This is a genomic window from Streptomyces lincolnensis, assembly GCF_001685355.1.
GTDB lineage: Bacteria > Actinomycetota > Actinomycetes > Streptomycetales > Streptomycetaceae > Streptomyces > Streptomyces lincolnensis.
In genome coordinates this window covers 4,502,353-4,526,690 of the sequence record NZ_CP016438.1, presented here as the reverse complement: position 1 = coordinate 4,526,690, position 24,338 = coordinate 4,502,353, and the positions used below count along the sequence as shown (strand labels likewise).

The 24,338-nt window shown below is 72.0% G+C and carries 24 protein-coding genes; 21 read left to right on the top strand and 3 right to left on the bottom strand.

Going from position 1 to position 24,338, the window contains the following annotated elements; genetic code table 11:
* The first annotated feature begins 69 nt into the window (after nt 1-69).
* The 7 genes from SLINC_RS20010 (at nt 70) to SLINC_RS19980 (ending at nt 8,353) form a co-directional block, all read left to right on the top strand.
* On the top strand, nt 70-2,997 hold the full coding sequence (locus SLINC_RS20010) for an FAD-binding and (Fe-S)-binding domain-containing protein (protein ID WP_067434807.1): 2,928 nt from the start codon (nt 70-72) through the stop codon (nt 2,995-2,997).
* A 121-nt stretch (nt 2,998-3,118) separates the two neighbouring features.
* Nucleotides 3,119-4,099, top strand: coding sequence for an EamA family transporter (locus SLINC_RS20005; RefSeq protein ID WP_067434804.1), 981 nt, complete (start codon nt 3,119-3,121; stop codon nt 4,097-4,099).
* Between the two features lie 222 nt (nt 4,100-4,321).
* A complete protein-coding gene (locus tag SLINC_RS49380; RefSeq protein ID WP_225988320.1) occupies nt 4,322-4,765 on the top strand; it encodes an SAV_915 family protein in 444 nt (147 codons plus the stop codon).
* Complete coding sequence (locus SLINC_RS19995) at nt 4,765-5,064, top strand: DUF6317 family protein (RefSeq protein WP_225988321.1); 300 nt, start codon at nt 4,765-4,767, stop codon at nt 5,062-5,064. Before SLINC_RS49380 ends, SLINC_RS19995 begins: the two co-directional genes overlap by 1 nt.
* A gap of 6 nt (nt 5,065-5,070) precedes the next feature.
* Entirely contained in the window at nt 5,071-6,360 is a 1,290-nt protein-coding gene (locus SLINC_RS19990) for a WXG100 family type VII secretion target (protein ID WP_067434798.1), read from the top strand.
* On the top strand, nt 6,338-6,871 hold the full coding sequence (locus tag SLINC_RS19985) for a hypothetical protein (protein WP_067434795.1): 534 nt from the start codon (nt 6,338-6,340) through the stop codon (nt 6,869-6,871). The genes SLINC_RS19990 and SLINC_RS19985 overlap by 23 nt, the downstream gene beginning before the upstream one ends.
* Before the next feature lie 54 nt (nt 6,872-6,925).
* Entirely contained in the window at nt 6,926-8,353 is a 1,428-nt protein-coding gene (locus SLINC_RS19980; RefSeq protein ID WP_067434792.1) for a HEAT repeat domain-containing protein, read from the top strand.
* A 6-nt stretch (nt 8,354-8,359) separates the two neighbouring features.
* On the opposite strand, the gene SLINC_RS19975 is transcribed toward SLINC_RS19980, so the two are convergent.
* Nucleotides 8,360-9,094, bottom strand: a complete 735-nt coding sequence (locus tag SLINC_RS19975) for a class I SAM-dependent DNA methyltransferase (RefSeq protein WP_067434788.1) — start codon at nt 9,092-9,094, stop codon at nt 8,360-8,362.
* Nucleotides 9,095-9,302: 208 nt separating this feature from the next.
* Here SLINC_RS19975 and SLINC_RS19970 point away from each other — a divergent pair, with 208 nt between their 5' ends.
* Together SLINC_RS19970 and SLINC_RS19965 are read left to right on the top strand one after the other, a co-directional pair.
* Nucleotides 9,303-10,190, top strand: coding sequence for a S1 family peptidase (locus SLINC_RS19970; protein ID WP_067434783.1), 888 nt, complete (start codon nt 9,303-9,305; stop codon nt 10,188-10,190).
* Nucleotides 10,191-10,257: 67 nt separating this feature from the next.
* Nucleotides 10,258-11,127: an alpha/beta fold hydrolase gene (locus tag SLINC_RS19965; RefSeq protein ID WP_067434780.1), complete on the top strand. Its 870-nt coding sequence runs from the start codon at nt 10,258-10,260 to the stop codon at nt 11,125-11,127.
* 113 nt (nt 11,128-11,240) lie between these two features.
* Here the strand turns inward: SLINC_RS19965 and SLINC_RS19960 are convergent, their stop codons facing one another.
* Nucleotides 11,241-11,441, bottom strand: a complete 201-nt coding sequence (locus tag SLINC_RS19960) for a DUF397 domain-containing protein (RefSeq protein ID WP_067434777.1) — start codon at nt 11,439-11,441, stop codon at nt 11,241-11,243.
* 7 nt (nt 11,442-11,448) lie between these two features.
* Nucleotides 11,449-12,300 (bottom strand): helix-turn-helix domain-containing protein, encoded by an 852-nt coding sequence (locus tag SLINC_RS19955; protein ID WP_067445528.1) that lies wholly within the window; start codon nt 12,298-12,300, stop codon nt 11,449-11,451.
* Between the two features lie 228 nt (nt 12,301-12,528).
* Here SLINC_RS19955 and SLINC_RS19950 point away from each other — a divergent pair, with 228 nt between their 5' ends.
* The 12 genes from SLINC_RS19950 (at nt 12,529) to SLINC_RS19895 (ending at nt 24,326) form a co-directional block, all read left to right on the top strand.
* Nucleotides 12,529-12,966 carry an ATP-binding protein gene (locus tag SLINC_RS19950; RefSeq protein WP_067434774.1) on the top strand — a complete coding sequence of 146 codons (438 nt, stop codon included), beginning with the start codon at nt 12,529-12,531 and terminating at the stop codon, nt 12,964-12,966.
* A gap of 93 nt (nt 12,967-13,059) precedes the next feature.
* Nucleotides 13,060-13,422, top strand: a complete 363-nt coding sequence (locus tag SLINC_RS19945) for a DUF6247 family protein (protein WP_067434771.1) — start codon at nt 13,060-13,062, stop codon at nt 13,420-13,422.
* Entirely contained in the window at nt 13,419-13,679 is a 261-nt protein-coding gene (locus tag SLINC_RS19940) for a hypothetical protein (RefSeq protein WP_067434767.1), read from the top strand. The genes SLINC_RS19945 and SLINC_RS19940 overlap by 4 nt, the downstream gene beginning before the upstream one ends.
* 128 nt (nt 13,680-13,807) lie before the next feature.
* Nucleotides 13,808-14,143 (top strand): hypothetical protein, encoded by a 336-nt coding sequence (locus SLINC_RS19935; protein WP_067445526.1) that lies wholly within the window; start codon nt 13,808-13,810, stop codon nt 14,141-14,143.
* Nucleotides 14,144-14,224: 81 nt separating this feature from the next.
* Nucleotides 14,225-15,019 (top strand): TIGR03084 family metal-binding protein, encoded by a 795-nt coding sequence (locus tag SLINC_RS19930; RefSeq protein ID WP_067434764.1) that lies wholly within the window; start codon nt 14,225-14,227, stop codon nt 15,017-15,019.
* Nucleotides 15,016-16,692 carry an acyclic terpene utilization AtuA family protein gene (locus tag SLINC_RS19925; RefSeq protein ID WP_067434761.1) on the top strand — a complete coding sequence of 559 codons (1,677 nt, stop codon included), beginning with the start codon at nt 15,016-15,018 and terminating at the stop codon, nt 16,690-16,692. The genes SLINC_RS19930 and SLINC_RS19925 overlap by 4 nt, the downstream gene beginning before the upstream one ends.
* Nucleotides 16,647-18,287, top strand: coding sequence for an acyl-CoA carboxylase subunit beta (locus SLINC_RS19920; RefSeq protein ID WP_375141496.1), 1,641 nt, complete (start codon nt 16,647-16,649; stop codon nt 18,285-18,287). The genes SLINC_RS19925 and SLINC_RS19920 overlap by 46 nt, the downstream gene beginning before the upstream one ends.
* An 11-nt stretch (nt 18,288-18,298) precedes the next feature.
* The gene (locus tag SLINC_RS19915; protein ID WP_067434755.1) at nt 18,299-20,167 is read left to right on the top strand and encodes an acetyl/propionyl/methylcrotonyl-CoA carboxylase subunit alpha; all 1,869 of its coding nucleotides are present in this window, start codon (nt 18,299-18,301) and stop codon (nt 20,165-20,167) included.
* Between the two features lie 82 nt (nt 20,168-20,249).
* Nucleotides 20,250-21,389 (top strand): acyl-CoA dehydrogenase family protein, encoded by a 1,140-nt coding sequence (locus SLINC_RS19910; RefSeq protein ID WP_067434752.1) that lies wholly within the window; start codon nt 20,250-20,252, stop codon nt 21,387-21,389.
* 17 nt (nt 21,390-21,406) lie between these two features.
* Nucleotides 21,407-22,975 carry a 4-coumarate--CoA ligase family protein gene (locus SLINC_RS19905; RefSeq protein ID WP_067434749.1) on the top strand — a complete coding sequence of 523 codons (1,569 nt, stop codon included), beginning with the start codon at nt 21,407-21,409 and terminating at the stop codon, nt 22,973-22,975.
* Nucleotides 22,972-23,706, top strand: a complete 735-nt coding sequence (locus SLINC_RS19900) for an enoyl-CoA hydratase family protein (protein ID WP_067434746.1) — start codon at nt 22,972-22,974, stop codon at nt 23,704-23,706. Before SLINC_RS19905 ends, SLINC_RS19900 begins: the two co-directional genes overlap by 4 nt.
* A complete protein-coding gene (locus SLINC_RS19895; RefSeq protein WP_067434743.1) occupies nt 23,694-24,326 on the top strand; it encodes a TetR/AcrR family transcriptional regulator in 633 nt (210 codons plus the stop codon). The genes SLINC_RS19900 and SLINC_RS19895 overlap by 13 nt, the downstream gene beginning before the upstream one ends.
* Nucleotides 24,327-24,338: the final 12 nt, after the last annotated feature.

Below are 24,338 nucleotides of genomic sequence, written 5' to 3'. Positions count from 1 at the left end.
TGAGACGCGTGGTGCGGCGGGAACGCCGGAGGAGCTGACCCGGCCGGTACGTGCTGGTTGGCTGGAGTCATGACGGATCTTGAGGTCGGGCTGCGCAAAGCCGTCCGTGGTGACGTCCGTTTCGACGTCACCTCGCGGGCGCTGGTCACCATGGACGCCTCCAACTACCGGCGTGTCCCCCTGGGGGTCGTCGCTCCCAGGGACGCCGACGACGTCGCGGCCGTGCTGGAGGTGTGCCGGGCGCAGGGGGTGCCGGTGGTGGCGCGTGGGGGCGGGACCTCCATCGCCGGGCAGGCCACCGGCACAGGTGTCGTCCTGGACTTCACCCGGCACATGAACCGGCTGGTGTCGATCGACGCCGAGGCGCGTACCGCCGTTGTGCAGCCCGGGCTCGTGCTCGACCGGCTTCAGGGCGCTGCCGCTCCGTACGGGCTCCGGTTCGGGCCCGATCCGTCGACGCACAGTCGGTGCACGCTCGGCGGGATGATCGGGAACAACTCGTGCGGGTCGCATTCGGTGGCGTGGGGGACGACGGCGGACAGTGTGCGGGAGCTGGACGTGGTCACGGGGCGGGGGGAACGGCTGCGGCTGGGGCAGGGGTGGCGGGGGGCGCCCGCGGGTCTGCGGGAACTCGTCGACGGTGAGCTGGAGCGGTTGCGTACCGGGTTTCCGGAGCTGCCGCGGCGGATCTCCGGGTACGCGCTGGACGCGCTGCTGCCCGAGAAGGGGGCCGATGTCGCCCGGGCCTTCTGCGGGTCGGAGGGCACGCTGGGGGTGGTGACGGAGGCGGTCGTGGGGCTGGTGGAGGCGCCGCGGGCGCGTGCGCTGGCGGTGCTCGGGTATCCGGAGGAGGGCGCGGCCGCCGAGGCCGCGGCCGGGTTGCTGCCGCACCGCCCTCTGACGGTGGAGGGCATGGCGGCGGATCTGGTGCGCTCGGCGGCCGGGCTGCCGCGGGGCGGGGCCTGGCTGTTCGTGGAGACGGGCGGGGAGTCCGAGGACGAGGCACGCGCGCGTGCGGAGGCGATCGTGCGGGCCGCGGACGTCCTCGACGCGCTGGTGGTGACCGATCCGGCCGGGCAGCGGGCGCTGTGGCGGATCCGGGAGGACGCCAGCGGTACGGCCACCCGGATGCCCGACGGCAGCGAGGCGTGGCCCGGGTGGGAGGACTGCGCGGTGCCGCCGGCCCGGCTGGGGGCGTATCTGCGGGACTTCAGAGGGCTCCTGGCGGAGCACGGCCTGCGCGGGACGCCGTACGGCCATTTCGGGGACGGCTGCATCCATGTCCGGATCGACTTCGATCTGTTGACGCAGGCGGGCGTGGCCCGTTTCCGCCGCTTCTCGGAGGAGCTGGCCGACCTGGTCGTCGCGCACGGCGGCTCGCTGTCCGGCGAGCACGGGGACGGCCAGGCCCGGGCCGAACTGCTCCCCCGGATGTACGGGGCGGACATGGTGCGGCTGTTCGAGCGGACGAAGAGCGTCTGGGACCCGGACGACCTGCTCAACCCGGGCATGCTGGTCCGCCCGGCCCCCCTGGACGCCAACCTGCGCTTCGCCGTCCTGCCCCGGCAGCCCGTCGACGTGGCCTTCGGCTACCCGGCCGACGGCGGCGACTTCTCGGCCGCGGTACGGCGGTGCGTGGGCGTCGCCAAGTGTCGTACGACATCCGGGTCCGGGGCCGCCGTGATGTGCCCGTCCTTCCGGGCCACCGGGGAGGAGGAGCACTCCACGCGCGGGCGTGCCCGGCTGCTGCACGAGATGCTCGCGGGCGAGGCGGGAGGCGTCGTGACCGACGGCTGGCGCTCGACGGAGGTCCGGGACGCGCTCGACCTGTGCCTGTCCTGCAAGGGCTGCCGGTCCGACTGCCCGGTCGGGGTCGACATGGCCACGTACAAGGCGGAGTTCCTGCACCACCACTACGAGGGCCGCCGACGCCCGGCCGCCCACTACAGCATGGGGTGGCTGCCGGTGTGGCTCCGCGCGGTCACCCGGCTGCGCCTGGCCGGGATCGTCAACGCCCTGTCCGGCGTACGGCCGTTGGCCTCGCTGGCCAGGCGGCTCGGCGGGATCGCGCCCGAGCGGCGGATCCCGCGGGTGGCGACGGAGACGTTCAGCCGCTGGTGGGGAAGGCGGCCGAAGGGTCGCCGCGACACGGGGGAGACGGTCGTCCTGTGGCCCGACACCTTCACCGAACACCTCTCGCCGTCCGTGGGACGGGCGGCCGTGCGGGTGCTGGAGGCGGCGGGGCTGCGGGTGGTGCTGCCGCCGACGCTGCGGATGGCGGTGCGCCCGGTGGGGGACGGCTCGTCCAAGGCGGCGATCTCCCTGCTCAGCACGCGCCGCAGCCGCGTCTGCTGCGGTCTGACGTACGTCTCCACCGGCCAGCTGGACCGTGCCCGTACGGTGCTGCTGCGCACGCTGGACCTCATGGCACCGGTGCTGGAGACGGACGCCCCGGTCGTCGTCCTGGAGCCCAGCTGCGCGGCCGCGCTCCGGACCGACCTGCCGGAACTCCTGCACGACGACCCCCGCGCCGCCCGCCTCGCCGCGAAGGTGCTGACCTTCGCGGAGGCGCTGGAACGCCTCGCCCCCGACTGGACCCCGCCCGCCCTGGACCGCCCGGTCACCGGCCAGACCCACTGCCACCAGCACGCGGTCCTGGGCGACGCGGCCGACCGCCGGCTGCGTCAAGCCGCCCTGCTGTCAGGCGAGTTGAGCGGCGGCTGCTGCGGTCTCGCGGGCAACTTCGGCTTCGAGAAGGGGCACTTCGAGGTGTCGGCCGCCTGCGCCGAGGAGCAGCTCCTGCCGGCGGTACGGCAGGCACCGGACGGCGCGGTGGTCCTGGCCGACGGCTACTCCTGCCGGACCCAGCTGGAGCAGCTCGCGGGGGGGCGCGGGCGGCATCTGGCGGAGGTGCTGGCGGATGCGTTGGGGGAGGACGAAGGGGACGGCAGGGGCGACTGGGCCGACGGGGGCGAGGGGGACAGCGGTCGCGGGTGAACTCGGGACGGCATCCCCGACCCGGCCGGTCCCCGCGCGGGCGAGCGCCGCCGAGGTCAGCCGCAAAACGGGTTCACACCCCTGTCGAAGTCCATTACCGTGGACTGAGCAGTACGCCGTGATGAACCCGCCCCGGGCCCTGAGCCCCGAGCCGATCCCTGGAAGCCCCGTGACGACACCCAGCGCCGACGCCCCTTCGTCGATCCCGGTCGCCTCCCCGCCCGAGAGCGCCTCGCCCCGCCGGAACGCCCTCGGCCCGGTGGGCATGGTGCTCGCCGCGGGGGTGTCCGTCCAGTTCGGTGCGGCGCTCGCGGTGTCGCTGATGCCGAGGGCGGGCGCGCTCGGTGTGGTCACCCTGCGGCTGGCGGCCGCCGCGGTCGTCATGCTGCTGGTCTGCCGCCCCCGGCTGCGCGGCCACTCGCGCGCCGACTGGGGCACGCTGACCCTCTTCGGCCTCACCATGGCCGCGATGAACGGCCTCTTCTACCAGGCCGCCGACCGCATCCCGCTCGGGCCCGCCGTCACCCTGGAGGTGCTCGGCCCCCTCGCGCTCTCCGTCCTGACGTCCCGCCGCGCGATCAACCTGGTGTGGGCGGGCCTCGCCCTCGGCGGAGTCTTCCTCCTCGGCGGCGGGGGCTTCTCCAACCTCGACCCGTTGGGTGCCGCGTTCGCGCTGGGCGCGGGCGCGATGTGGGCGACGTACATCGTCTTCAGCGCGCGCACCGGCCGCCGTTTCCCGCAGGCCGACGGGCTGGCGCTGGCCATGATGATCGCCGCGGTGGCGTTCCTGCCGCTCGGCATCGCCGAGGCCGGCACGAAACTCCTCGACCCGACCACGCTGGCACTGGGCTCGGCGGTCGCGCTGATGTCCTCCGTCCTGCCGTACACCTTCGAACTCCTCGCCCTGCGTCGCCTGCCCGCCTCCACCTTCGCGATCCTCATGAGCCTGGAACCGGCCCTCGCCGCCACCGCCGGCTTCCTCATCCTCGACCAGGCCCTGTCCGCCCTGGAGTCCCTCGCCATCGCCCTCGTCATCGCGGCGAGCATCGGCGCGCTGCGGACCCAGGTGGGGCGGGGGAAGGCGGCGCTGCCGGAGGGGTGATCCCGGCGGTGCGATCCCCGTCGGTGGTCATCACGCGGTCAAGGGCTGGCCAGACCGTGGCCAAACCGGCGTATGGGTTCCGCATGCGCTGTCCCCCTCGCCCCGGCATGGAGTGATCTGCCCCTTTGTGTGCTGGCTACGTTGGTGGCGCCACATCGGGTGTGATGACGGGGAGAGGACACAGCGGTGGGTACACCGATACGTTCGCGCCTTCTCGATTACGTGGAACCGACCGACAGGGCGGCGCCGCCCGCGGTGTCGGCCCAGGCCCAGGAGCCCCGTCGGTCACGCCTCCTGGACTACGTCGACGTCGAACGGCCTGGACGCCCCGGCAGCCCGGCCTACCACACCCCCGTCTTCGTCCCCGCCCATCTCCGCCACCTCGACACGGACGACGCCTCCGGCACCCCCACCCGCATCCCCTTCATCGCGTACGAACTCTTCGCGCACCCCACGGACGGCACCGTGGCCCTCGCCTTCACCACCCTGGGCAGGCTGGTCGCGGCGCTCGGCGAGGCGCAGCCGTGGGTGGCCACGTCGCTCGGCCCGCTGGCCGAAGGGGTGGGCGAACTCGGCGTCACGGTCCGGCTGGATCCGCGGATCGCGCCCGGGCCGCCCAACTGGCGGCCGGCGGACCTGGCCGCGTACGCCCGCGAGGTGGCGTGATGGCCGACCTCAAGGCGGTTCAGAGCGACCTCACCGCGATGGCGAAGACCTTCCACGACGAGGCCACCCACTATCGCGGCCTGCACGCCGCCGTCGCCCCGCCCGTGGCCGACTGCGGCGACCCCGGCCTCGACCACGCCCTGAACGAGGTCGCCCGGCTCATCGTCGGCCTGCATGCCGGCCTGGCCGACCGCCTCGACGACCACGGCGACAAGGTGGCCCACGCCCGCGACTCCTTCCGACGGCACGACATCGACGTACACGGGCTGTTCGAGGACCTGATGGCGGGGGAGGGCTGAGGACCGGTGGGTGACAGCTGGGTCGGCGGGGACATCGGCGGACTGCGCACGATGGCCGAGACGTACCGGGCCGCCAAGGAGAAGCTGGACGGCGTGGTCACGCCCCTCGGTCGCGCGGTCGAGAACCTGGCGGCCGACACGCACTGGCAGGGCGAGGCCGCCGAGACCTTCCGCGCCAAGTGGAGCGAGGACCTCATGGCGGCCGGCGGCTTCGCGACCCTCGTGCACAGCGCGGGCGACATCGTCTCCGACCTCGTCGACGCCCTGTCCACCTGCGAGACGGCCCTCCAGAACGCCGAGCACACGGCCACGCGGCAGGGCGTCACCACCGGCGCCGGGGGCGTGCCGCTGCCGGTCGTCACGGCGGCCCCACCCGACGCCGGTGACCGGACGACCACCGCCGCGCTGACCGAGTACGACACGGTCCGCCGCCAGATCCTGCACACCGCCCAGCAGGCCCGGCTGGTCGCGGCGGACAAGCTGCGCGGGCTCTACGCACAGGTGACGGCGCCGGCGTCGACCGGGGACAAGGTCACCCTCGCGGACGCGCTGCGCGGTCTGTACGCCTACGACGCCGAGGACGCCCGGGCCGGAGGCAGGGAGGCGCGGGCCGCGCTCGACAGCGCCAAGGCGGAGGAGCAGGCCGCGAAGAAGGAGCTCCGGGCCGAGCGCAAGGCGTACCAGAAGGCGGGCCGCGCGCTGCCCAAGGACCTTCCGGCCAAAGGCGCCTACGCGGACGCGGTCACCAAGCTCGACTCCCTGGAGGAGGCCATCGCCCGCGCGGACAACGGCAGTACGGCACTGCCGTACGACCGGGCGCTGAACGTGAAGCTGGCGGACGCGGCGGAGGCGCTGCGCGTGGGCAGGGGCGTGGCGGAACTGCCGGAGTTCCTCAGGGAGATCCCGGTCCTGGACGTCGCCGCGGCCGGTGCCTGCGGGGTGCTGGAGGCCTCCGACGACCACGACAAGGGGTGGTCCTGGAAGAAGTCCGTCGTGGTGGACGAGGGCGCCAATCTCGGTGGCCTCGCCGCCGGTGCGGCGATCACCGCGGGCGTGGTCGCCGCCGCTCCCGTCGAGTTGACCGCCGGCGCGGTGGCCGTGGTCGGTGTAGGAGCGACGATCGTCGCGACCAGCGTGATCGACCACGCCTTCCATGAGCACTGGAGCGAGGACATCCACGACCACGGGGTGGTGGGCGGGGTGCTGCACGGCGCCGGCGACGTCCTCTCCGAGACCGGGGACGACCTCGTACGACTGAAGGATGACGTCTGGCATGGCATCAAGAGCATCTTCTGACGCCTCGACCCCCCGGGCCCCCGCGCCGATCCCGAAGCTGCCGGGGCTCGGCAGGAGTTGGTACGAGCGAGGCACGCGCTACTGGGCCCGCAGGATCCGTACAGCGGTCGTGTGGCTTCCCCTCCTGGCCGTCTACTGCTACCTCGCGTTCCGGCTCTACCTGGGTGTTCCCCGCAGCGACCTGCCGCCGACGGTGCGCGCGGTGTGGGACTGGGCGCAGGCGGTCGCGTCCGGCGTGTTGCTTGTGTGGGGGTGGACGAAGCAGCGGCGAGACCACCGCAGGCAACTCCTCGATCCTCCGAGCCCTCAGCGGATGTGGGAGACCCGGCGAGACCGGATGTCCCGCTCCCCGGGACTTGCCCGTGCCGGCCTCCTGCCCCTGCTGATCGCCGCGCCGGTCCTGCCGATGCTCGCCGCGTGGTGCGTCGGCTGGTCGGTCGCCATGCTGACCGTCCGCGAGTACCCGAGCGAGGCCGGGGCGCGACGGTGGCTGGAGGAGCGGGCGGCCTGACCGCGTTCTCCCGTCCGTCCGGTGTTGTCAGTGCCCCCGGTTAGGGTCCCCGCCATGGACGAGGCAGCGCTGACCGACCGACTCGCCGGGTCCCTGGAGGACACCAGGGCGGCCCGTGACGCCCTGGTGGAGCAGGGCGTGGGCGTGGTGGCACCCGTGCTGGACGTGCTCTGCGACGAGGAATCGCCCGTGGAGTGGACGGTGTCGGGGGACGTGCTGTGCCGGATCGGGGAACCCGCGCTCCTGCCGCTGGCGGAGGCCGCCGCGTCGGCGCGGGCGGCCCGGTCGCCCGAGGTGGCGCGGCGGATCGCCTGGGCGACGGCACGGCTGGAGGTGGACGACCCCGGCGTCTACGTCCCGCTGCTGAAGCACCCGCACGCCACGGTCCGCGAGCTCGCGCTCTCCGTCCTGCGGCACCAGGACAAGGCGGCACCACGGCGGTTCGCCGACCCGGCGGTGCCGTTGCTCGGCGATCCGGCCCCCGAGGTCCGGCGGCAGGCGGTGCTGCTGTTCGAGGCGATGGGAGCCGAGACCGCCGTACCCCTGCTGCGTCGCATACGGCGGCGGCCCGCGCCCGCGCCGGGGATCCGGGCCGGAGCCCTGGAGGCACTCGCGGCCGTCGCAGGACCGGCCGTGCTCGACCGCCGGGACCTGGCGGCCTGGCGGCGCCTGACCAGGATCAAGCGGCGGACCGAGATCCCGGAGGGCATGCATGTGTGCGGATCCTGGTACGCCGTCCCGAGCACCGACCAGGACGCCGTACTGGACGCCTTCGGCCTGGCCGACCCCGAGCCGGTCACCCTGCGCACGGGCGCTGCGGCCTGGAACCAGGACCACCACGGATGGCACCGCACCCGTACCCACCACAAGTGCGCCCGCGTCTTCGTCAGCCCGGCCCTGGACGGCTGGACCCTGGTCTTCGGCGAGTCCTCCGAGGACACCCACCGCATCGGCGACGCCGACGACCCGGAGAAGGCCCAGGGGCCCGTCGTCCGCCGGCGCTGCGCCGACCTCGGCCGACGGTTCGGGGCCGCGCAGTGGTACGGGATGAGCTGCGGGGACGGATGGACGGCGTGGTGCATCGCCGAGGGCGGGGAAGTGGTGCGCCACTACGACGTGTTCGAGGCGGGGGAGAGGGAGGGGGAGAGACAGGGTGAGAGGGGCCGGAGCCGTCCCGTCGGGGCCGGTGCCCCCGCGCATCCCGCCGAGGCCGGCTACCTCCTGCCGCACCTGGACGGCTTCCCCGACGGCGCCTTCGACGGGGTGGACCTCATGGACTTCGAGGCGTACCTGGCCCGACGCCGCCAGGTGATGGACGAGTTCGGCATCCCCGAGACCTGCCACGCCACCGACATCGCGGCGCGGCTCTCGGTCGACCCCGGCTCCCTGGGTCCGCACACCCGGGTCACCGGCTCCGGCGTCCTGGCCCTCACCGCGTGCGGCCGCGAACACGGGCACCCGGAGGGAGCGCTGCCCTGCTGAGTCCGCTCAGACCTTCTCCCACACCGACACATGCTGCTCGCTCTCCCCGGTGAACGGCTCCCGCCCCCAGCCGCCCCACCGCTCCCGCAGCCGCATCCCCGCGAGCCGGGCCATCAGATCGAGCTCGGCGGGCCAGACGTAGCGGAACGGAATGGTCCAGTAGGACCCCTTCCCCTCGACGACCTCGACGTAGTTCGAACTCATCGCCTGGGTGGCCACGTCGTACAGATCGAAAGACCACTTCGTCGCACTCGTGTGGAACGGCACCGCGTTCTGTCCGGGCGGCAGCTTCCGCAGCTGCGGGACCGTGACCTCGACGACGAACGTCCCGCCGGGCTCCAGGTGTTCGGCGACATTGCGGAAGCAGGCGACCTGTTCGTCCTGGCTCGTCAGATTCATGATCGTGTTGAAGACGAGATAGGCGACCGTGAAGGTGCCGTCCACCTTCGTGGTGGCGAAGTCCCCGATGGTGGTGGCCACAGCGTCCCCGCCGGGCTTGGCCCGCAGCCGCTCCACCATGGCCCGTGACAGATCGATCCCGTGCACCTGGACCCCGCGCCCGGCGAGCGGCAACGCGATCCGCCCGGTCCCGATGCCCAGCTCCAACGCCCGCCCGTCACCGGCCAGTTCGGCCAGCAGGTCGATCGCCGGTGTCACCACGTCCGCGCTGAACATCCCGGCCGACGACTCGTCGTACCCGGCCGCGACCGACTCTCCGAAGTACCCGTCCGTATCGTCCACGGGCCGACCGTACTGCGGGAGTTGGGCGGCACGCGCGCCAATTTTTCCCGCACCGTGAAAGGGCCGACGCGCATGCGGAGCACTTTCACTGTCCCTTCACCGCCCTTGAATCAAAAGGGGGTTTGCACGGTGCAAAGATGGCATCTCTGGCGCCATACCCGCGGCATGTCAGCCGGGTATGGCTGCTTCGGAGAATGGAGAACCCCCCATGTTTTTCAGTAAGTTCCGCAGACCAGCGGTCCGGAGAACCCTCTCCGGCGTCGTCGCGACCAGTGCCGCACTCGGTCTCGCCCTCGCGTCCGTCTCGACGGCACACGCCGCCACCGCAGCGGACAGGGACCGTCCGAGCCCCCGCATCATCGGCGGTACCGAGCAGGCAGACGGTGCCCACCCCTTCATGGCCGCAGTGCTGTTCAAGGGCAAGGAGGCCCCGACCGACAGGTGGTTCTGCGGCGGCAGCCTGCTCTCGCCGACCGTCGTGATGACGGCCGCGCACTGCGTCGACGGCCTCAAGCCCGAGGAGATCGAGACGACCGTCGGCCGGACCGTGATGTCCGACGAGAGCCAGGGTCAGCTGCGCAACGTGTCCGACATCGTCGTCCACCCCCGTTACGACAACGTGGACGTCAACTACGATGCCGCCTTCCTGACGCTGGACAAGCCCGTCACGGGCATCGCGGCGGTCCGTCTGCCGACCGCCGGCACGGACGCGCTGATCCGTCCCGGAGCCCTGGCCACCGTCATCGGCTGGGGCAACACCGACACCGAGATCACGGCCTACGCGGACCGGCTGCGCGCGGTGGACGTCCCGATCCTGTCGCACGCCGAGTGCACCGCGACCTACCCGGAGTACGACAAGGAGATCAAGGTCTGCGCCGGGGTCGAGGGCAAGGACACCTGCCAGGGTGACAGCGGCGGACCGATGATCCGCAAGATCCAGGGCCGCGTGTACCAGATAGGCATCACGTCCTACGGCTTGGGCTGCGCCGAGCAGGGCGCCCCGGGCGTCTACACGTACACCGGCTCCGACGAGCTGTGGAACACGCTCGAAGAGTCCGACAAGGGCAAGAAGATCAAGCAGCTCCTCGGCCGCTGACCGGCAGCCCCCGTGACCGGCCCTGCCGCGCCGATGAGTTTCCGGGGCAGGGCCGGTCTGTACGGGCATGGAGACTCACACGCTCAAGACAGCCGGCGCGGACCTCGTCTATGACGTTCGCGGACCGCTGCCGACCACGGACGGACGCCCGCCGCTGTTCATGATCGGGCAGCCCATGGACGCTTCCGGCTTCGTCGCGCTCGCGGCGCGCTTCCCCGACCGGACGGTCGTCACCTACGACCCGCGCGGACTCGGCCGCAGCACACGCAAGGACGGCCGGACCGACCACACACCGCAGACCCAGGCCGACGACGTGCACGCCGTCATCGAGGCCCTCGGGGCCGGGCCGGTCGAGATGTTCGCCAGCAGCGGCGGAGCGGTCACCGCGCTCGCGGTCGTGGCGCAGTACCCCGCGGACGTGACCACCCTGGTCGCGCACGAGCCGCCGCTCATCACCCTCACCCCGGACGGCCCGGCGGCCGTGCGGGCGCGGGCCGGTGTCCGGGAGGCGTACGAGAAGCGGGGGTGGGGGGCCGGGATGGCCGCGTTCGTGGCCATGACCTCGTGGGAGGGAGAGTTCACCGACGCGTACTTCGCCCAGCCGGAGCCGGATCCCGCCGCTTTCGGGATGCCCACGGAGGACGACGGCTCGCGTGACGATCCCCTGCTGTCCGACCGGTCCTGGGCGGTGAGCAGCTACCGGCCGGACGTCGACGCGCTCGCCGCCGCGCCGACCCGCGTCGTGATCGCCGTGGGCGAGGAGTCCGAGCACGTGCAGACCGGCCGCACCTCCGTCGCGACCGCCGAGCTGCTCGGCCAGCGGGTGGCCGTCTTCCCGAGCCATCACGGCGGTTTCCTGGACGGCGAGTTCGGCTATCCGGGGAAGCCGGACGAGTTCGCGCGGCGACTGCGGGAGATCCTTGACGGCGCCTCGTAGGCGCGCCCGGGCCTGGAAAGCGGCGTCGCGGTCGCGGCGGTGAAGGCGCTACGTCAGGCGGAGCCGCGGCTGAGTCTGCTGACGCCGGTGCGGGTGCAGAAGGAGGCGGTGGCTCATCCCGGGTGATCCCCGGTGGTCTTCAGGGCTTCCAGGAAGGGGGCGAAGGCCGCGGCCGGGAAGGTGAGGGTGGCGTAGGTGCGGTGCTTGGTGTCGCGGACGGCTATGTGTGTGCGGCGGTGGGCGATCTCTACGCAGGCGTTGCCGTCGCCGCCGCCGGAGTAGGACGACTTGCGCCAGTGGTCGCGGGTGGCCATGAGTGCCTCACAGTTCCTTCGACAGCCTGTGGATGAAGTCTCGTGACCGCTCGGGGGCGAGCGACACCGCCTCCACTCTACGGAAATGCGTTCGGAACACATTCAGCTGCGCTGCGGAGTCGATGAAGCCCGTGCCGTGAGGTCCATCGCGAACGACGGTGTCCAGCTTCGGGACGGCGCCGCCCGCGTACACCATGGCGGAACCGAGGTCGGCGAAGTCCTCCAGGTCGAAGGGGATGACGCGCACCGTGATGTGATCCGCTTCGGAGAGCTCCAAGACGCGTGCAAGCTGAGCCCGTGAGGCGGTGCGGCCGCCGACCCTCATCCGTAGTGCCGCCTCGTGGACCAACACGTCGTATGGAACCGGCGGCTCCTTCTCGAGGATGCAGCGCCGCTGCATGCGGTGCTGGACGCGCAGCTCCAAGTCCTCATCCGGGAGTTCGGGAACCCGGGACGAGAAGAGCGCCCGCGCGCAGTCCTCCGTCTGGAGAAGGCCGGGGACATGCAGGAACTCCACGTCCCATCGGTGGGAGGCGTAGTACTCCAGCTCCGACAGGTCCAGGAATGCCGTGGGGAGGCGCCCTCGGTACTCCTCCCACCAGCCGCGCGTACGGTCGGCTGTCATGGCCGCTAAGGCGTCGATCAACTCCTGATCCGTACAGGCATAGTGAGCCGCGATCCTGCGTAGGCGTGCCTCGCTGACGCCCGCGAGGCCGGCCTCGATCTGGCTCACCTGGGCGGAGTCCGTCCCCAGCAGTGCAGCGGCCTCGCGCCCCTTCAGCCCTGCCGCCTCCCGCAGTTTCCGCAGCTCGGCGCCCAGGCGCTCCTGGCGTGCAGTGGCTTGCTGCCTGCGCGGCATGGTCTCCTCCGTAGCCCCAACTGGCATGAAGCAGTGACTCGTTCGTGCGGCAGATTACGGCAACGACTTGCGTGGGACCAAATTTGAGCCCTACCGTCAGTGATGCGACGCACACCCTGCGGAACCCCGGGACCCCGGAAGCGCACCGCCCCGTCCTGCCATGACGGCCGCGACACTGCCACCGCCCGCGCCGACCGCACCCCCCCACCGCCCGAACGGAGTTGCCGCATGCCCAAAACCGAAGCCGAAACCGAAGCCCAGCCCGAATCGTGGGAGTACGTCCTCCACATCCCGAACGACCCCAGAGCCGTCACGATCAGCCGCCGCACCCTCCGCCTCATCCTGACCATGCACGGCCTGATCACCCTCGTCGACCTCGCGGAGCTGCTCGCGGCGGAGCTGGTCTCCAACGCCGTACGCCACACGAAGGGCCCCGCCGCCCTGCGGGTGTGCTGGTCGGCCAGCGCGCTGCGCATCGGCGCATGGGACGCCAGTCCCGAGCCGCCGGAACCCCCACGGTCCTGGGACCAGCTGAACGGGGCCGAGGCCGAGGACGGCCGAGGGCTCGCCCTCGTCCGGGCCTGCGCCGACCTCTGGGGCTGGCAGCCGCAGGCCAGGAACGGCAGCCGGGGCAAATACGTGTGGTGCGAGCTCGCCGCCGCCTGAGGTGTGGTGCGGCTAGAGTCGGGCTCGTGTACACCGGACCACCGGCACCTGGCGCGCGGTCGGATCGACCACTGGCATGAAGGGAAGGGTGGCATGAGTCTGCAACACACCGAAACCGCAGGTGACGGGCCGCTCATCCCTCGTCCGGAGCGAACTCCGGGTGCCCTGCGCGCGGCCTGCGCCGTCGTCGCCCCGCAGCTTCTGGCCGCCTACGACCAGGCCAAGGACCAGGCTCTCGGGGAGGCGGTGGAACACGGTTCGCTCAAGCCCGTTCACGCCTACCTCAGTCACTGGGCCGCTCTGATCGAGATCGAACGCCACCCCTCGCTGGCTCAGAGATACCACCGTGCCGAGTACCTGGCCCACGTCGCCACCACGCCGGAAAGTGCGCGCGACCATCTGAACGCAGCCAGCGCCATCTACCGCGACGCGTCCAAGGCGGTGCACTCGGAGTGACCTGGTGCTGGGAGTACGTCCCGGACGAGGAAACCGTAGCGGCCGGGGCATCGCCCGCCTTCCTTGCCGAGGTGGAGAAGAAGGCCGATGAGCTGGTGCGGGCTGCGGAGGTCCTTTACCTCCATGGTCCGGCGTACCAGGGAGCGGACGAGGGGGCGAAGCACGCGTTCGTGGAGGGCGGGTTCTTCGTCTACATGATCACGCCACGCTCGGAACTTGCCACCATCTGGCAGATCACGCCCGATCCGTTGCTGTGAAGGCAACGGGTCGAGTCGCGCCGTCAGTGGTGGGAGCGGGTCGACTCGGTGCCACACGCCCCGTCCGACCCTCTGAGCCTCCTCAAGTCGCTTGGCGGGCCGGGAGCACGGCGGCCACGATGATCCGCATGCCAGGAATCATGGGACGCAACAAGAAGCAGGACGTCGTGCTGGTCATCCGGGACGCGGACATGGTCGCCGCGGCCCTGAGCCGGGCGCTGGCCGAGGCCGCGCCCGAGGAGCGCCCGGGCCTGGAGCGCGCCGCCGCGCTCGTCAAGTCCACCGCGGCCGCCACCGACGACCAGCTGCGCGCCCGCTGGGTCCGCTCCCGCCTGGACGAGGTCGGATTCACCGGTGACCTCTCCTCGGTCGCCGCGGTGAAGGCGCTCCGCCAGGCGGAACCCCGGCTGAGCCTGCTGGCGGCGGTGCAGCTCCAGAAGGCCGCGGTGGCTCACCCGGAGTGACCGCCGACGAGTAAGTGAGCGGGCCGTCAAATTAATGCAAGCACGCTTGCTTGTTTCTTGGGTCACTGCCATGCTCCCCCCATGGCCGACCCGACCCCCGTGATCGAGGACCTCCGCGCCGAGTCCGACGCGCTCGACCGACTCGTCGCCGAGCTGAGTCCGGAGAAGTGGGCGCTACAGACCCCCGCCCCCCGCTGGACCGTCGCCCACCAGATCGCGCACCTCGCCTGGACCGACCGCTCGGCTTTGGTGGCGGTGACGGACGAGGACGCGTTCCGGGCGCTCGTGGAGAAGGCGCTCGCGGCGCCCGAGTCGTTCGTCGACGAGGGGGCCGAGGAGCTCGTCCGGCTCCCGCCCGCCGAGCTGCTGGACACCTGGCGCCAGACCCGGGCCGCCCTCGACAAGGCCCTGCGCGCCGCACCCCCCGGCGCCCGTTTCCCCTGGTACGGCCCGCCCATGTCGACCGCTTCCATGGCCACCGCGCGGCTCATGGAGACGTGGGCCCACGGCCTGGACATCGCGGACGCCCTCGGCGTCACTCCCGCACCCACCGCCCGTATCCGGCACATCGCCCGACTCGGCTTCCGCACCCGCGACTTCGCCTACGCGGTGCACGGCCTGCCCGCCCCCACCGACCCCTTCCGTCTCGAACTCACCGGACCCGGCGGGGACTTGTGGGCATACGGCCCCGAAGGCGCCCCCCAACGCGTCACCGGCCCCGCCCTCGACTTCTGCCTCCTGGTCACCCAGCGCGCCCACCGCGACGACCTCGCCCTCCAAGCCACCGGCCCCGACGCCGACCGCTGGCTCGACATCGCCCAGGCCTTCGCGGGCCCACCCGGCGCCGGACGCCCGCCCAAGGACGGCACCCCGTGACCCTCCGCATCGGCAACGCCTCCGGCTTCTACGGCGACCGTTTCGACGCCGTGCGCGAGATGCTCACCGGGGGCGAACTCGACGTCCTCACCGGCGACTACCTCGCCGAACTCACCATGCTGATCCTGGGCCGCGACCGGCTCAAGGACCCCGGCGCCGGATACGCCCGCACCTTCCTGCGCCAGATGGAGGAGTGCCTCGGCCTCGCCCACGAACGCGGGGTCAGGATCGTCACCAACGCGGGTGGTCTCAATCCCTCCGGACTGGCCGAAGAGATACGGCAGTTGGCAGGACGGCTCGGTCTTCCCGTCCGTGTCGCCCACGTCGAGGGCGACGACCTCACCGCCCGCCACCCCGGCAACCTCGCCGCCCACGCCTACCTCGGCGGCTTCGGCATCGCCACCTGCCTGAAGGAGGGCGCGGACGTCGTCGTCACGGGCAGGGTGACGGACGCGGCGCTGGTCACCGGACCCGCCGCCGCCCACTTCGGGTGGGGGCCGAAGGACTACGACCGGCTCGCCGGGGCCGTCGTCGCCGGGCACGTCCTGGAATGCGGGGCGCAGGCCACCGGGGGCAACTACGCCCACTTCCAGGAGGGCGACGTACGCCGACCCGGCTTCCCCCTCGCCGAGATCCACGAGGACGGCACCGCCGTCATCACCAAACACCCCGGCACCGGCGGCTTCGTCGACATCGGCACCGTCACCGCCCAGCTCCTCTACGAGACCGCCGGCGCCCGCTATCCCGGCCCCGATGTCACCGCACGCCTCGACACGGTCGGGCTCACCCAGGACGGGCCCGACCGCGTCCGGATCGACGGCGTACGCGGCGAGGCCCCGCCCCCGACCCTCAAGGTCGGCCTCAACCGTCTTGGCGGCTTCCGCAACGAGGTCACCTTCGTCCTGACCGGGCTCGACATCGAGGCGAAGGCCGCGCTGGTCGAACAGCAGATGGCCGATGCGATGGCCAAGTCCCGTCCCGCGCAGGTGACTTGGGACCTCGTCCGCACCGACCGCCCCGACGCCCCCACCGAGGAGACCGCCTCCGCCCTGCTCCGTCTCGTCGTACGGGACCCCGACCAGGAGACCGTCGGGCGCACCTTCAGCGGTGCCGCCGTAGAACTGGCCCTCGCCAGCTACCCCGGCTTCCATGTGCTGGCCCCACCGGGGAAGGGCACGCCCTATGGGGTCTTCGAGGATGTGTACGTCCCACACAGCGCCGTCGACCATGTGGCCGTCCTCCACGACGGACACCGGATCCCTGTGACACCGGCCCACGACATCCTCGTACTCGAAGAAGTGCCGCAGCCACCACTGCCCGAGCCGCTCCCCGTCACGGAACCGACCCGCCGCGCCCCCCTCGGCCTCGTCGCCGGCGCCCGCAGCGGTGACAAGGGCGGGAACGCCAACATCGGCGTCTGGGTGCGGACGGACGAGGCCTGGCGGTGGCTGGCCCACACGCTCACCGTCGACCGCCTGTGCGAACTGCTCCCGGAGACGGCCGAGTTGCGGGTCACCAGGCACCCGCTGCCCAACCTGCGCGCCCTCAACTTCGTCGTCGAGGGGATCCTCGGCGAGGGCGTCGCCGCCCAGCACCGTTTCGATCCGCAGGCCAAGGCGCTGGGCGAATGGCTGCGCTCCCGCCACCTGGACATCCCGGAGGCCCTCCTGTGACGGTCATCGCCAGCACCCTCGACACCACCGGCCCGGACCACCGGGCCAACCGCGAGGCCATGCTCGCCAAGCTCACCGACCTCGAAGCCGAGCACGCGAAAGCCCTCGCGGGCGGCGGCGAGAAGTACGTCGACAGGCACCGGGGGCGCGGCAAACTCCTCGCCCGCGAACGCGTCGAACTGCTCCTCGACCCCGACACCCCCTTCCTGGAGCTGTCCCCGCTGGCCGCCTGGGGCAGCGAGTACACCGTCGGCGCCTCCCTCGTCACCGGCATCGGAGTCGTCGAGGGCGTCGAGTGCCTGATCACCGCCAACGACCCGACCGTGCGCGGCGGCGCCAGCAACCCCTGGTCCCTGAAGAAGGCCCTGCGCGCGAACGACATCGCGCTCGCCAACCGGCTCCCGTGCATCAGCCTCGTCGAGTCCGGCGGCGCCGACCTGCCGTCCCAGAAGGAGATCTTCATCCCCGGGGGCGCCATCTTCCGCGACCTCACCCGGCTGTCCGCCGCCGGCATCCCGACCGTCGCGGTCGTCTTCGGCAACTCCACGGCCGGCGGGGCCTACATCCCCGGCATGTCCGACCACGTGATCATGGTCAAGGAGCGCGCCAAGGTCTTCCTCGGCGGCCCGCCCCTCGTGAAGATGGCCACCGGCGAGGAGAGCGACGACGAGTCCCTCGGCGGCGCCGAGATGCACGCGCGCGTGTCGGGTCTCGCGGACTACTTCGCCGTGGACGAACCGGACGCCCTCCGGCAGGCCCGCAGGGTCGTCGCCCGCCTCAACCACCGCAAGGCGTACGGCGATCCGGGACCCGCCGAGCCGCCGAAGTACTCTCCCGACGAACTCCTCGGCATCGTCCCCGGCGACCTCCGCACCCCCTTCGACCCCCGCGAGGTCATCGCCCGGATCGTCGACGCCTCCGACTACGACGAGTTCAAGCCCCTCTACGGCACCAGCCTCACCACCGGCTGGGCGACCCTGCACGGCTATCCCGTGGGGGTGCTGGCCAACGCCCAGGGCGTCCTGTTCAGCGAGGAGTCCCAGAAGGCCGCCCAGTTCATCCAGCTCGCCAACCAGCGCGACATCCCGCTCCTCTTCCTGCACAACACCACCGGCTACATGGTCGGCAAGGAGTACGAACAGGGCGGCATCATCAAGCACGGCGCGATGATGATCAACGCCGTCAGCAACAGCCGGGTGCCCCACCTGTCCGTCCTCATGGGCGCCTCCTACGGCGCCGGCCACTACGGCATGTGCGGCCGCGCCTACGACCCCCGCTTCCTCTTCGCCTGGCCCAGCGCCAAGTCCGCCGTCATGGGCCCGCAACAGCTCGCCGGCGTCCTGTCGATCGTCGCCCGCCAGTCCGCGGCGGCCAAGGGACAGCCGTACGACGAAGAGGGCGACGCGGCCCTGCGGGCCATGGTGGAGCAGCAGATCGAGTCCGAGTCGCTGCCGATGTTCCTGTCCGGCCGACTGTACGACGACGGCGTCATCGACCCGCGCGACACCCGGACCGTCCTCGGCCTGTGCCTGTCCGCGATCCACACCGCGCCCTACGAAGGCGCACGCGGCGGCTTCGGCGTCTTCCGGATGTGAGGGACCCTTCAGTGATCACTTCTCTGCTCGTCGCCAACCGGGGCGAGATCGCCTGCCGCGTCTTCCGCACCTGCCGTACCTCGGCGATCCGCACGGTCGCCGTGCACTCGGACGCCGACGAGAAGGCCCTGCACACCCGCACGGCCGACATGTCGGTACGACTGCCGGGCACCGCCCCCGCCGACACCTACCTGCGCGGCGACCTCATCGTGAAGGCCGCCCTCACCGCTGGCGCGGACGCCGTGCACCCCGGCTACGGCTTCCTCTCCGAGAACGCCGACTTCGCCCGCGCGGTCCTCGGCGCCGGCCTGACCTGGATCGGCCCGCCCCCCGAGGCGATCGAGGCCATGGCGTCCAAGACCCGCGCCAAGGACCTGATGGCCGCCGCCGGAGTACCCCTGCTCGCCCCCCTCGACCCGGACACGGTCACGGAGTCCGACCTCCCGGTCCTGGTGAAGGCGGCCGCGGGCGGCGGCGGACGTGGCATGCGGGTCGTACGCCGACTCGACGCCCTGAAAGAGGAGTTGAGGGCCGCGTCGACCGAGGCCGAGAGCGCCTTCGGCGACGGCACGGTGTTCGTCGAGCCGTACGTCGAAGACGGCCGCCACGTCGAGGTGCAGGTCCTCGCGGACACCCACGGCACCGTCTGGACGCTCGGCACCCGCGACTGCTCCCTCCAACGCCGCCACCAGAAGGTCGTCGAGGAGGCCCCCGCCCCCGGCCTGAGCGCCGACGTTGAACAGCGCCTGCGCTCGGCCGCCTCCACCGCGGCCCGCACGATCGGCTACGTCGGCGCCGGCACCGTCGAGTTCCTCGTCTCCGGCGACCGCGTCCACTTCCTGGAGATGAACACCCGCCTCCAGGTCGAACACCCCGTCACGGAAGCCGTGTTCGGCCTCGACCTGGTCGCCCTCCAGCTCGACATCGCCGACGGCGGCACCCTCGACGGCAACCCCCCGCAGCCCTCCGGCCACGCCGTCGAGGTCCGCCTCTACGCCGAGGACCCCGCCCACGACTGGGCCCCGCAGACCGGCACCCTGCACCGCCTCGCCGTCCCCGAGGGCGTCCGCCTGGACACCGGCTTCACCGACGGCGACGAGATCGGCGTCCACTACGACCCCATGCTCGCCAAACTCATCGCCCACGCCCCCACCCGCGCCGCCGCGATCCGCCGCCTCGCCGACGCCCTCGAACGCTCCACCGTCCACGGCCCCACCACCAACCGGGACCTCCTGCTGAACTCCCTGCGCCACGACGAGTTCACCTCCGCCCGCATGGACACCGGCTTCTACGACCGCCACCTGCCCGACCTCACCCAGCCCGCCGCCGACCCCCTCGCCCCCCTCGCCGCCGCCCTCTCCGACGCCCACGGCCGCTCGCGCTTCGGGGGCTGGCGCAACGTACCCTCCCAGCCGCAGGTGAAGAGGTACGTCATGGCGGACGAGGAGATCGAGGCCCGTTACCGCCACACGCGCCGGGGCCTGGAGACGGACGGGGCGCGGGTCGTACACGCCGACGCGCGTCTGGTCGTACTCGACATGGACGGTCTGCAGCGCCGCTTCGAGATCGCCCGCTACGACGACGACCTCCTCTACGTCGACAACACCACCCTCAGGGCCTTGCCCCGTTTCCCCGACCCGACGGCCCACCTGGCCCCGGGCTCCCTGGTGGCCCCCATGCCGGGCACGGTGCTGCGGGTCGCGGAGGGCCTGTCGGCGGGCTCCGCCGTAGAAGCGAACCAGCCCCTCCTCTGGCTGGAGGCCATGAAGATGGAACACAAGATCACCGCCCCGGCCACAGGAACACTGACGGCCCTGAACGTCTCCCCTGGCCAACAGGTGACGGTGGGTTCATTGCTGGCGGTGGTGCAAGCACCCTAGGGGCGCGGGGCTGTATCTATTTGCGGCTACCGCCGCGTGAGCGCGACCAGCCACAAACGACCCGCACCCGGGAAGGAGCCCCATGCCCCCCACTCTCGAATCCGAAGAACACAAAGCACTCCGCACAGCCGTAGCAACCCTCGGCAAAAGCCACGGCCGCACCTACGACCGAGCAACCCTCTGGTCCGACGCAGCCAAGCTCGGCTACCTGGGCGTCAACCTGCCGGAGGCATACGGCGGAGGCGGCGGCGGAATCGCCGAACTCTCCATCGTCCTGGAAGAGCTCGGCGCAGCCGGCTGCCCCCTGCTCATGATGATCGTCTCCCCGGCCATCTGCGGCACGGTGATCGCCCGCTTCGGCACACAGGACCAGAAACGAACCTGGCTCCCCGCCCTCGCCGACGGCACCCGCACCATGGCCTTCGGCATCACCGAACCCGACGCCGGCTCCAACAGCCACCGCATCTCCACCACGGCCCGCCGCGACCAGGACACCGGAGACTGGATCCTCACCGGCCGAAAGGTCTTCGTCTCCGGCGTGGACATCGCGGACGCGACCCTCATAGTCGGCCGCGCGGAGGACTCACGAACGGGCAGCCTCAAACCCTGCCTGTTCATCGTCCCGCGTGATGCGCCCGGCTTCGCACGCCGTCAGATCGACATGGAACTCCACGCCGTGGAGAAGCAGTTCGAGCTGACCCTCGACGACGTACGGCTCCCCGCCGACGCCCTCGTGGGCGACGAGGACGCCGGCCTCCTCCAGCTCTTCGCCGGCCTCAACCCCGAACGCATCATGACGGCCGCCTTCGCGATCGGCATGGGCCGCCACGCCCTCGCGCAGGCCGTCGCCTACGCCCGCGACCGCACCGTGTGGAGCACCCCCATCGGCGCCCACCAGGCCATCGCCCACCCCCTCGCCCAGGCGCACATCGACCTCGAACTCGCCCGCCTGATGATGCAGAAGGCCGCCCACCTGTACGACATCGGCGACGACGCCGGAGCGGGCGAGGCCGCCAACATGGCGAAGTACGCGGCGGGGGAGGCCTGCGTGAAGGCGGTCGACCAGGCCGTGCACACCCTCGGCGGGAACGGCCTGACGCGCGAGTTCGGGATCGCCTCGCTGATCACGGCATCGCGTGTGGCCCGTATCGCCCCGGTGAGCCGGGAGATGATTCTCAACTACGTCTCCCACCAGACCCTGGGCCTGCCCAAGTCGTACTAGGCCGCCTTGGAGGAACCGTGTTCCGCAGCTCGTACGCAGACGTCCAGCCCGTAGACCTCCCCATCCACGACGCGGTACTGGGCCGGGCGGCCGAGTTCGGGGCGACACCCGCCCTGATCGACGGCACCGACGGCACCACCCTCACCTACGAACAACTCGACCGCTTCCACCGCCGCGTCGCCGCCGCCCTCGCCGAGGCGGGCGTCCGCAAGGGCGACGTCCTCGCCCTGCACAGCCCCAACACCATCGCCTTCCCCACGGCCTTCTACGCGGCCACCCGCGCCGGCGCCTCCGTGACGACCGTGCACCCGCAGGCCACGCCCGAGGAGTTCGCCAAACAACTCGCCGACTGCTCCGCCCGCTGGATCGTCACCGTCTCGCCCCTGCTGGAGACGGCCCGCAGGGCCGCCGAACTCGCCGGCGGCGTCCAGGAGATCTTCGTCTGCGACAGCGCGCCCGGACACCGCTCACTCATCGACATGCTCGCCTCGGCCGCCCCGGAACCGGTGGTCGGCATCGACCCGGCCGAGGACGTCGCCGCCCTGCCGTACTCCTCGGGCACCACCGGCACCCCCAAGGGCGTGATGCTCACCCACCGGCAGATCGCCACCAACCTGGCCCAGCTCCAGCCGGTCATGCCGTCCGGACCCGGCGACCGCATCCTCGCCGTCCTGCCGTTCTTCCACATCTACGGCCTGACAGCCCTCATGAACGCGCCCCTGCGCCTGGGCGCCACCGTCGTCGTCCTGCCCCGCTTCGACCTGGAGACCTTCCTCGCGGCCATCCAGAACCACCGCATCACCGGCCTCTACGTGGCCCCGCCGATCGTCCTCGCCCTCGCCAAACACCCCCTGGTCGCCCAGTACGACCTCTCCTCCCTCCACTACGTCCTCAGCGCCGCCGCCCCCCTCGACGCGCACCTCGCGGCCGCCTGCTCCCGGCGGCTCGGCCTGCCGCCCGTAGGCCAGGCGTACGGCATGACCGAACTCTCCCCGGGCACCCACGTCGTCCCCCGGGACGCCATGCGCGAGGCGCCGCCCGGAACCGTCGGCAAGCTCATCGCCGGCACCGAGATGCGGATCGTCTCCCTCGACGACCCCGGCAAGGACCTCGGCACCGGCGAATCCGGCGAGATCCTCATCCGCGGCCCCCAGGTCATGAAGGGCTACCTCGGCCGCCCCGACGCCACCGCCGCGATGATCGACACCGACGGCTGGCTGCACACCGGCGACGTCGGCCACATCGACGCGGACGGCTGGCTGTTCGTCGTGGACCGCGTCAAGGAACTCATCAAGTTCAAGGGCTTCCAGGTGGCCCCCGCCGAACTCGAAGCCCTCCTCCTCACCCACCCCGGCATCGCCGACGCCGCCGTCATCGGCACCTACGACGACGACGGCAACGAGATCCCGCACGCCCACGTCGTCCGCCGGCCCACCGCCCCCGACCTCTCCGAGGGCGAGATCATGATGTACGTCGCCGAACGCGTCGCCCCCTACAAACGCGTCCGCCGGGTCACCTTCATCGACGGCGTCCCGCGCGCCGCCTCCGGCAAGATCCTGCGCCGACAGCTGAGGCAGCCCACATGACCCTGATCGGCCGTGCCCGCGCGCGCGGAGTCGAGACCCTCACCCTGGACTCCCCGCACAACCGCAACGCCCTGTCGTCCGCCCTCGTCGGCGAACTGGCGGACGCGCTGGACAACTGCGGCAAGGACGACGACGTACGCGCCGTCGTCCTCACCCACACCGGCACCACCTTCAGCGCGGGCGCCGACCTGAGGGACCCGCCCCGCCCCGAGGCCCTGGTGGCCCTGCTCCGGCAGATCGTCGAGACGAACCGGCCCGTCCTCGCCCGGGTCACCGGCCACGTCCGCGCGGGCGGCCTCGGCCTCCTCGCCGCCTGCGACATGGCCTTCGCGTCGACCGCGTCCACCTTCGCCTTCACCGAGGTCCACATCGGCGTCGCCCCCGCGGTCATCTCCCTGCCCCTCCTGCCCCGCACCGACCCCCGCGCCCTGGCCCGCTACTACCTCACCGGCGAACGCCTCGACGCGACCGAGGCCACCCGTATCGGCCTCCTCACGGCCGCCGGCGACGACGTCGACACCGTCCTCGCCCCCGCCCTCGACGGACTGCGCCGAGCCGCCCCCCAGGCCCTGGCCGAGACCAAACGACTCCTCACGGTTAGGGTGCTGGAGGCCTTCGACCGGGACGCGGCCGATCTCACCGCGCTCTCGGCCCGCCTGTTCGCCTCCGCACAGGCCCGCGAGGGCATGACGGCCTTCCTCGAACGACGGGATCCCCCATGGGCGCTGTGAGCACGGCCGGTGACCGTGTGGACCGCACCGAACGCACCGAACGGACCCCCAAGCAGGACCGCAGCCGCGCCACCCGGCAGCGGCTGCTCGAAGCCGCCGTGTCCTGCCTCGCCGAACACGGCTGGGCGGGCTCCACCGTCTCCGTCGTCGCCGAACGCGCCGGCGTCTCCCGCGGCGCCGCCCAACACCACTTCCCCACCCGCGAGGACCTGTTCACGGCGGCGGTGGAATACGTCGCCGAGGAACGCTCCACGGCCCTGCGCGCCCTCTTCCCCCAGGGCGCGACGGGCGACCGCCGCGCCGTGGTCACCGCCCTCGTCGACCTCTACACCGGCCCGCTGTTCCGCGCCGCCCTCCACCTGTGGGTCGCCGCCTCCAACGAGGACCAGCTCCGCCCCCGCGTCACCGAACTGGAAGCCCACGTCGGCCGCGAGACCCACCGCATCGCCGTCGACCTCCTCGGCGCCGACGAGTCCACCCCCGGCGTACGCGAAACCGTCCAGGGCCTCCTCGACATGTCCCGCGGCCTCGGCCTCGCCAACCTCCTCACGAACGACACCGCCCGCCGCGAACGCGTCGTGGCGCAGTGGGCCACACTCCTGGACCAGACGCTGGGCTGACGGGAGCCCTCC

Bases quoted from the DNA above. Each gene is read 5' to 3' on its own strand.
- SLINC_RS20010 (WP_067434807.1), top strand. From the start codon at position 70: ATGACGGATCTTGAGGTCGGGCTGCGCAAAGCCGTCCGTGGTGACGTC.
- SLINC_RS20005 (WP_067434804.1), top strand. From the start codon at position 3,119: ATGAACCCGCCCCGGGCCCTGAGCCCCGAGCCGATCCCTGGAAGCCCC.
- SLINC_RS19995 (WP_225988321.1), top strand. From the start codon at position 4,765: ATGGCCGACCTCAAGGCGGTTCAGAGCGACCTCACCGCGATGGCGAAG.
- SLINC_RS19985 (WP_067434795.1), top strand. From the start codon at position 6,338: ATGGCATCAAGAGCATCTTCTGACGCCTCGACCCCCCGGGCCCCCGCG.
- SLINC_RS19980 (WP_067434792.1), top strand. From the start codon at position 6,926: ATGGACGAGGCAGCGCTGACCGACCGACTCGCCGGGTCCCTGGAGGAC.
- SLINC_RS19970 (WP_067434783.1), top strand. From the start codon at position 9,303: ATGTTTTTCAGTAAGTTCCGCAGACCAGCGGTCCGGAGAACCCTCTCC.
- SLINC_RS19965 (WP_067434780.1), top strand. From the start codon at position 10,258: ATGGAGACTCACACGCTCAAGACAGCCGGCGCGGACCTCGTCTATGAC.
- SLINC_RS19960 (WP_067434777.1), bottom strand. From the start codon at position 11,441: ATGGCCACCCGCGACCACTGGCGCAAGTCGTCCTACTCCGGCGGCGGC.
- SLINC_RS19955 (WP_067445528.1), bottom strand. From the start codon at position 12,300: ATGCCGCGCAGGCAGCAAGCCACTGCACGCCAGGAGCGCCTGGGCGCC.
- SLINC_RS19950 (WP_067434774.1), top strand. From the start codon at position 12,529: ATGCCCAAAACCGAAGCCGAAACCGAAGCCCAGCCCGAATCGTGGGAG.
- SLINC_RS19945 (WP_067434771.1), top strand. From the start codon at position 13,060: ATGAGTCTGCAACACACCGAAACCGCAGGTGACGGGCCGCTCATCCCT.
- SLINC_RS19935 (WP_067445526.1), top strand. From the start codon at position 13,808: ATGCCAGGAATCATGGGACGCAACAAGAAGCAGGACGTCGTGCTGGTC.
- SLINC_RS19930 (WP_067434764.1), top strand. From the start codon at position 14,225: ATGGCCGACCCGACCCCCGTGATCGAGGACCTCCGCGCCGAGTCCGAC.
- SLINC_RS19920 (WP_375141496.1), top strand. From the start codon at position 16,647: ATGGCTGCGCTCCCGCCACCTGGACATCCCGGAGGCCCTCCTGTGACG.
- SLINC_RS19910 (WP_067434752.1), top strand. From the start codon at position 20,250: ATGCCCCCCACTCTCGAATCCGAAGAACACAAAGCACTCCGCACAGCC.
- SLINC_RS19900 (WP_067434746.1), top strand. From the start codon at position 22,972: ATGACCCTGATCGGCCGTGCCCGCGCGCGCGGAGTCGAGACCCTCACC.
- SLINC_RS19895 (WP_067434743.1), top strand. From the start codon at position 23,694: ATGGGCGCTGTGAGCACGGCCGGTGACCGTGTGGACCGCACCGAACGC.